General features: G+C 68.2%; 6 protein-coding genes. 2 read left to right on the top strand and 4 right to left on the bottom strand.

Translation table 11 applies throughout. The annotated features are described in order from the left end of the window. From UUA_RS14540 to UUA_RS14525, 4 genes are all read right to left on the bottom strand, one after another. Nucleotides 1-1,148, bottom strand: a 1,148-nt coding sequence (locus UUA_RS14540) for an isovaleryl-CoA dehydrogenase (RefSeq protein WP_008438172.1), incomplete at its 3' end; no start/stop codon positions are given. Between the two features lie 63 nt (nt 1,149-1,211). Then, the gene (locus tag UUA_RS14535; RefSeq protein ID WP_008438171.1) at nt 1,212-2,759 is read right to left on the bottom strand and encodes a phospholipase D family protein; all 1,548 of its coding nucleotides are present in this window, start codon (nt 2,757-2,759) and stop codon (nt 1,212-1,214) included. Nucleotides 2,760-2,899: 140 nt separating this feature from the next. Continuing rightward, nucleotides 2,900-4,003, bottom strand: coding sequence for a Glu/Leu/Phe/Val dehydrogenase dimerization domain-containing protein (locus UUA_RS14530; RefSeq protein WP_007511915.1), 1,104 nt, complete (start codon nt 4,001-4,003; stop codon nt 2,900-2,902). 221 nt (nt 4,004-4,224) lie between these two features. Further along, a complete protein-coding gene (locus UUA_RS14525) occupies nt 4,225-5,022 on the bottom strand; it encodes a M48 family metallopeptidase (protein ID WP_008438169.1) in 798 nt (265 codons plus the stop codon). Nucleotides 5,023-5,129: 107 nt separating this feature from the next. Between UUA_RS14525 and UUA_RS14520 the strand changes: the two genes are divergently transcribed. Further along, nucleotides 5,130-5,732: a TetR/AcrR family transcriptional regulator gene (locus UUA_RS14520; RefSeq protein WP_039954147.1), complete on the top strand. Its 603-nt coding sequence runs from the start codon at nt 5,130-5,132 to the stop codon at nt 5,730-5,732. 10 nt (nt 5,733-5,742) lie between these two features. Beyond that, nucleotides 5,743-6,648: an alpha/beta hydrolase gene (locus UUA_RS14515; RefSeq protein ID WP_008438167.1), complete on the top strand. Its 906-nt coding sequence runs from the start codon at nt 5,743-5,745 to the stop codon at nt 6,646-6,648. Nucleotides 6,649-6,664: the final 16 nt, after the last annotated feature.

The raw sequence follows: 6,664 nt of genomic DNA, 5'->3' as shown, positions 1-6,664 counted from the left end.
CCGTGGAACAGTTCGCGGCCGATCAGCATGCGGCGGATCTCGTTGGTGCCCGCGCCGATCTCGTACAACTTGGCGTCGCGCAGCAGGCGGCCGGCGGGGAACTCGTTGATGTAGCCGTTGCCGCCCAGCGACTGGATCGCCTCCAGCGCCACCTTCACCGCGTTGGTCGAGGCGTTGAGCAGGCAGGCAGCCGGATCGATGCGCGACTTCACGCCGTTGTCGAACTGCTGCGCCACCATGTAGGCGAAGCCGCGCGAGCTCTGCAGCGCGGTGTACATGTCGGCGACCTTGGCCTGCATGATCTCGAACGTGCCGATCGGAGCGTTGAACTGCTTGCGCTCGCGCACGTAGGGCAGGGTGAGGTCGAGCGCCGCCTGCATCAGGCCGATCGGGCCGCCGGACAGCACCAGGCGTTCGGTGTCCAACCCGTTCATCAGTACGCGCACGCCTTCGTTGACCTCACCGACGATGTTCTCGGCGGGGATCTCGCAGTTGTCGAACACCAGCTCGCAGGTGTTGGAGCCGCGCATGCCGAGCTTGTCCAGCTTCTGCGCGGTGCTGAAACCCTTCATGCCCTTCTCGACGATGAAGGCGGTCATGCAGCGGCTGCCGGCGGTGCGCGGTGCGGTGCGCATGTAGACCAGCAGCACGTCGGCGTCGGGGCCGTTGGTGATCCACATCTTGCTGCCGCTGGCGACCCACGCGTCGCCATGCAGTTCCGCCTTGCAGCTCATCGAGCCGACCACGTCGGAACCGGCGCCAGGTTCGCTCATCGCCAGTGCGCCGACGTACTCGCCGCTGCACAGCTTCGGCAGGTACTTCCGGCGCTGTGCCTCGTTGCCGTTGTGGTAAATGTTGTTGAGGCACAGGTTGGAGTGCGCGCCGTACGACAGGCCGACCGAGCCGGAGGCGCGCGAGATCTCCTCCATGGCCACCATGTGCGCGAGGAAGCCCATGCCACTGCCGCCATAGGTTTCAGGTACGGTCACCCCGAGCAGGCCCATCTCGCCGAACTTGCGCCACAGGTCGGCGGGGAACAGGTTGTCGCGGTCGATGCGGTCGGCGCGCGGCGCGATCTCCTTTTCCGCGAAGGCATGCACGGACTCGCGCAGCAGGTCGATGTCTTCTCCGAGCGGAAACGGACGCATGACGAACTCCTTGGATGCAGACCGGCGATTTTAGCGCACGCGGCACCGCGTGGCTGTGTGCCCCTACAGTTGCGATTCGATCGGCAACCAGCTGATCGCCCGGGTGACGGTGCGCAGCCACCAGCCGGCATCGGGCTCGTGTTCGAGCACCTGCGGCGGTTGCACGCTGCGGTCCAGCCACTGCGGCGAACCGTCCGCGCCACGGCGCAACTGGTAGCTCAGTGCCGGCGCGGCCAGCCGCAGGTATTCCTGGCGCAGGTCGTGGGCCAGGCCGGGGTCGTCGAACAGCACACCCATCTCGGTATTGAGGTTGGCCGAGCGCGGGTCCAGGTTGAACGAGCCGACGAAGCCGCGCGCGGCGTCGATCACGAACGTCTTGGTGTGCAGGCTGGCGCCGCTGCTGCCGAACAGGCCGTGGGTGGCGACCGGGCCGTCGCGGCGGATCTCGAACAGGCCCACGCCACCGTTCAGCAGTTGCCGGCGGTAGCGCTCGTAGCCGCTGTGCACGGCGGGCACGTCGTTCGCCGCCAGCGAGTTGGTGATCACGCCGACGCGGGTGCCGTCGTGTACCAGGCCGAGCAGGGTCGCCGTGCCTTTCCTGCCGGGAACGAAGTAGGGCGAGATCAGCAGCACTTCGCTGTGCACGCCACCCAAGTGGGCGACCAGCCGAGGCTGCAGCCAGTTGCTGCGGTCGGCGGCCTTCGTCTTCAGCGGCGGGTCGGACGCCACCACGATGTTCGCGCTCCAGTGCGGCGACAGGTCGTGGTTGACCAGACGCTGCGCCGAGGGCGAGGCGGCAACCCGGTCCAGGTAGACCTGCGCAACGGCGTCGGCGGACTCGTGGCTGAGCGCGGCCACCAGCTTGCGCAGGTTTTCCGATGTCTGCGGGTTCAGCGCCCTGATCGGCACGGCGGCGCTGGAGTTCCAGAAATCGTCGAAGATCGTGCTGGCGTCGGCCACCGCCGGGCCGAGCAGAAGCATGTCGAGGTCGCGGAAGTTCACGCGCTGGTCGGCATCAAAATATTCGTTGCCGATGTTGCGCCCGCCGACCAGCGCGACCCGACCGTCGGCGATCCACGCCTTGTTGTGCATGCGGTGGTTGACGCTGAAGAAGCGCTGCACCATCTCCAGCAATCGCCACACGCCGCTGCGGTTGCGGAACGGGTTGTACAGTCGCACCTCGATGTTCGGGTGCGCGTCCAGCGCCAGCAGCGCCGGGTCCAGTCCCTTGGTGTTGATGTCGTCGAGCAGCAGGCGCACACGCACGCCGCGCTCGGCTGCGGCGTATACCTCGCGCGCCAGCAGATGGCCGACCAGATCGTCGTGCCATATGTAGTACTGCAGGTCGAGGCTGCGCCCGGCCAGGCGCGCGGACGCCGCGCGCGCAGCGAACGCGTCCAGTCCGTCGGACAGCAAGGTCGCCGCCGTCTCCCCCGGGTGTCTGGCAAGGTACGGGGTCAGCTCGCGGTCGATCGGGGTCTGTGCGGGCTGCGGTGGCAACGCGGTGCTGGGCGCGCCGGTGGCGCGCGGGGTCAGGTGGTCGGCCAGCAGTAGCCCGCTGATCACCAGCAGCACCAGCGCGAATAAGCCCCATCCCAGCCAGATCATCATCCTGCGCACCTCTGGCACCCCCTCCTGCAGCTGATTATTCGATCAATGCCCCGCATAAGCAAAGGCCCGCCGCACAGGTGGCGGCAGGCCTTCGTGGAACCTGGGCAGGCCGGAGGCCGGCCTGCCCGCAGCGGCGTGGCTTACTGGCCGCGCATGCGACCCTGGAAGCGGGTGCCGCCGTTGCCCATGTGCGACAGCTTCAGCTTGCCGATCGCGCTGATGCGCTCTTCGGCCAGGCGGTCGGCCGCCTTGTAGGTCGGGATGTTCTCGGTCTTCGAGATCTCGAAGATGCGCCCGAGGTTGTAGTAGATCGTGCGCATCATGCGCATCGCGCGCTCGCGGTTGTAGCCATCGATCTCCAGCGACACGTTCATCACGCCACCGGCGTTCACCGCGTAGTCCGGCGCGTACAGCACGCCGCGGCGGTTCAGCTCGTCGCCGATCGCGTCGGTGGCCAGCTGGTTATTGGCCGGGCCGCAGATGATCTTGGCCTTGATGCGATCGATGGTCTGCTCGTTCAGCGTGCCGCCCAGCGCGCACGGCGAGTACACGTCGGCGTCGACGTCGTAGATCTCGTCCAGGCCCACCGCCTCGCAGCCCAGCTCGTCCACGCAGCGCTGCACCGCTTCCTTGTTGATGTCGGTGACGAACACCTTGGCGCCCTGCTCGCGCAGCAGCTTGATGAACTCGCCGCCGACGTGGCCGGCGCCCTGCACCGCGTAGCTGTACTTGCCCACGTCCTCGTTGCCGTGCTTGAACTGCAGCGCGGCCATCAGGCCCTGCAGCGAGCCATAGGCGGTGAACGGCGACGGGTCGCCCGAGCCGCCGTGCACCTGGTGCACGCCGGTGACGTACTCGGTCTCGCGGAACACGTATTCCATGTCGTTGACGTCGATGCCGACGTCCTCGGCGGTGATGTAGCGGCCGTTCAACGAGTTGACGAAGCGGCCGAACGCGCGGAACAGCGCCTCGGACTTGTCCTTGCTCGGGTCGCCGATGATCACCGCCTTGCCGCCGCCCAGGTTCAGGCCGGCCACCGCGTTCTTGAACGTCATGCCGCGCGACAGGCGCAGCACGTCGTTCACCGCCTCCTGCTCGGTCTTGTACGGCCACATGCGCAGACCGCCGAGCGCGGGGCCCAGCACCGTGTTGTGGATCGCGATGATGGCCTTCAGGCCGGCGTCCTTGTTGTGGCAGAAGACGACTTCTTCGTGACCCGTGTTGGCGATGGTTTCAAAGATCATTGGAACGGTGACTCCATTGATTTGCGGTGCCGATGGCATCTACAGAAGGTGGCGGAAGGAACTGCGGGACTCCGCCGGAGGGTGTGAAAACGCCTGAAACTCATCGCCCCGACCGGGGTCGGGGCGATGAATCAAAGCGTCAAGTTTAATACGTCGCTCCCGCCGGTGATGACGCGACGCAACAAGCTGCAGGCGCAGGCAGTGCGGTACGGGTTCGTTGCCTACATCCGGCAGTTCGGCGCGTGGCCGCTGGCGCGCGCCTGCTGGTACACCGGCAGCAGCTGTTGCGCCTGCCGGTCCAGCACCTGCGCGCGGTTGCCGGAAGAAGGGTGGGTGGACAGGAACACCGGCGGCTTGCTGCCGCCCTGCGCGCCCATCTTGCCCCACAGCGCTGCCGCCGCGCGCGGGTCGAAACCGGCCTGCGCCATGTAGCGCTGGCCCAGCGTATCGGCCTCGCTTTCCTGGGTGCGCGAGAACGGCAGCAGGATGCCCACCTGCGCGCCCACGCCGAGCAGGGCCGCGGCGTTGCCGGCATCGCTGCCGCGCGAACCGGCATAGATGGTGCCGGCGGCCACCGCTGCCTGCGCCGCCATGTTGTCCGAAACGCGCTCGGCGCCATGGCGCGACACCACATGCGACAGCTCGTGGCCCAGCACCACCGCCAGCTGGTCCTGGTCGGTGGCGATCTTGAACATGCCGCGGTTCACGCCGATGCGGCCGCCGGGCAGGGCGAACGCGTTGGCCGTGTCGTCGCCGATGATCTGCACCTCCCACTGCTGGGTGTTCCACGGCGGCGGCAGCACCGCGATCAGCGCGTTGGACACGCAGGTGGCATAGGCGCGTTCGCGCGGCGCGTCGACGAACTTGCCCTGCTTGCGCATGTCGTTGAATGCGCTCAGGCCCATTTGGCTCATCTGGCTGTCCGACACCATCATCAGCTGCGAGCGGCCGGTCGGCGAGGTGACACAGGCGGCCAGCAGGGCGGTGGCCAGCGGGATGCTCAGGTTGCGGAATTTCATGGGGATCCTCCTTGGCATGCGGTGGCGAAGCATACCCGCAAGATTTGCCGAGGTCGCGTGAGCTTGCGCTTGATATAGAACGAACGGTCGTGCTATTTTTCGATGCCATGACGATCGCCACGAACCCCGGCAAGCGCGCGGCCACCCGCGACACCATCCTCGACCACGCTTATGCGCTGGCCCGCCGCGACGGGCTGGAAGGCCTCTCGATCGGTGGCCTGGCGAGCGACGTGGGCATGTCCAAGAGCGGCGTGTTCGCCCACTTCGGCTCGCGCGAAGACCTGCAGCTGGCCGTGCTCGACACCGGCCGCCAGCGCTTCGTGACCCAGGTGCTGCTGCCGGCACTGAAGCAGCCACGCGGGCTGCCGCGGCTGCGCGCGATCGTGGCGAACTGGTTCGAATGGGGCCGCGAGCACCAGAGCGGCTGCGTGCTGCTGTCCGCCGCCAGCGAGTACGACGGCCGCGACGGCGCGCTGCACGACGGCGTGGTGCGGCAGCAGGCCGGCTGGCGCGACGAGTTGCAGAAGGCGATCGCGCAGGCGGTCGAACTGGGCGAACTGCGCGCCGACACCGACGTCGCCCAGCTCTCCTTCGAGATCTACGCCCTGATGCTCGGCCTGCACCACGACGCCGGGCTGTTCGGATTCGACGAAGCCGGCCAGCGCACCCGCGCGGCCTTCGAGCGCCTGTGGCGCAGCTGGCAAACCTGAGGCAACGCCCATGTCCACCGTGATCGACCGACTCAAGCTCACCACCGTGCGCACCGGCTTCGTGCTGGGTGGCCGGCTCGTACCACAGCGCACGGCAGACCGCGCCGCGCGCCTGTTCGCCACCCCGTTCGCCAGCAGCCGCAGCCGCGCCAGGGCGGCGCAGGGCGACGCGGAGATGCAGCGCGGCCAGCTGCAGGTCGGCGGCGAAACCATCGCCACCTATGTCTGGGGTGACCCCGCGACCCAGCCCTACGCGCTGCTGGCGCACGGCTGGTCCAGCTTCGGCCTGCGCTTTCTGCCGTGGGTGGCGTCGCTGCGCGCGCTGGGTTTTGCGGTGGTGACGTTTGACCAGCCCGGCCACGGCCACAGCAGTGGCAGGCTGTGCACCCTGCCGGAGTTCATCGCGACGATCCGCGCCGTCGGTGCGCATTACGGCAACGCGGCGCTGGCCATCGGCCATTCGCTCGGCGGCGCCGCGCTCGCGCTGGCGCAGGACGAACACTGGCAGGCATCGCGGCTGATCCTGGTGGCGCCGGCGGCCGACATGAGGGCGGCGACGGGGCGCTTCTTCCGCTTCGTGCACCTGGCCGGCTACCTGCGCCCGCCGTTCTACGCATGGCTGCACCGGCGCACCGGCGTGCACATCGACGAGCTGCGCGTGGAGCGCCGGCTGCCGGCGCTGGGCCAGCCCGCGCTGATCGTGCACGACCTGGACGACGAGGACGTGCCGTGGGGCGAAGGCGAGCGCTACGCCCGGTGCTGGCCCGGTGCGCGGCTGTACACCACGCAGGGCCTGGGTCATCGCCGCGTGCTCGATGCGCCGGAGGTGATCGAGGTCGCGCTCGCCTTCGTGCGTGGCGAGCCGGTGGGCGAGCGCGTGGTGGGTTCCCCCGATCTGCTTTACGGTGTGGCTTAGAACTTATCCGTAATTA

The organism is Rhodanobacter thiooxydans LCS2, assembly GCF_000264375.1.
Taxonomy (GTDB): domain Bacteria; phylum Pseudomonadota; class Gammaproteobacteria; order Xanthomonadales; family Rhodanobacteraceae; genus Rhodanobacter; species Rhodanobacter thiooxydans.
This window is presented reverse-complemented; position numbering and strand designations above follow the sequence as displayed.

Coding starts and splice junctions, on each gene's coding strand:
- UUA_RS14520 (WP_039954147.1), top strand. CDS start 5,130: ATGACGATCGCCACGAACCCCGGCAAGCGCGCGGCCACCCGCGACACC.
- UUA_RS14535 (WP_008438171.1), bottom strand. CDS start 2,759: ATGATGATCTGGCTGGGATGGGGCTTATTCGCGCTGGTGCTGCTGGTG.
- UUA_RS14530 (WP_007511915.1), bottom strand. CDS start 4,003: ATGATCTTTGAAACCATCGCCAACACGGGTCACGAAGAAGTCGTCTTC.
- UUA_RS14525 (WP_008438169.1), bottom strand. CDS start 5,022: ATGAAATTCCGCAACCTGAGCATCCCGCTGGCCACCGCCCTGCTGGCC.
- UUA_RS14515 (WP_008438167.1), top strand. CDS start 5,743: ATGTCCACCGTGATCGACCGACTCAAGCTCACCACCGTGCGCACCGGC.